Source organism: Robertmurraya korlensis, assembly GCF_023715225.1.
Classification (GTDB): Bacteria; Bacillota; Bacilli; order Bacillales; family Cytobacillaceae; genus Robertmurraya_A.
Genome location: NZ_JAMBNS010000104.1, coordinates 1 through 451 on the forward strand (window position 1 = coordinate 1; position 451 = coordinate 451).

Consider the following 451-nt stretch of genomic DNA (forward strand, 5'->3'; position numbering starts at 1 on the left):
GTGATGATGGTCGCCAAGCGTTTATCCAGCGCAATGCTGTCGGTGCTTTGCAAAAAGGTTTGTTGTTGCTTGCCTTTTAACTGGTCGACATTGGCAAGGATATTGTCAATGCTGTCGTATTGCTCAAGCAGTTTTTGCGCGGTTTTTGCGCCGATGCCTGCGACACCCTTGATTCCATCCGATGCGTCTCCCATGAGGGTGAGATAGTCGATGATTTGACGCGGCTCGACGCCAAATTTTTCTTTCACCCCTGCGATGTCATAGCGTTTGTCATCAAAGCTGTTTTCCACGATGACGCAGGGATTGACCAATTGGCACATATCTTTGTCGCCTGTGGAGATGATGACATGATGACCTTCTAGGCAAGCACGGTGGGCGAGTGTGCCGATGATGTCGTCAGCTTCTACGCCTTCAATGGCGAGTAGCGGTATGCCCATCGCTTGTATCATCT

Annotated in this window: 1 protein-coding gene; it reads right to left on the reverse strand. The window is 50.1% G+C overall.

Annotated features, from left to right (window positions below):
• Nucleotides 1–437, reverse strand: a 437-nt coding sequence (locus M3175_RS26005) for a 5'-3' exonuclease H3TH domain-containing protein (protein ID WP_285852456.1), incomplete at its 3' end; no start/stop codon positions are given.
• Nucleotides 438–451 lie beyond the last annotated feature (14 nt).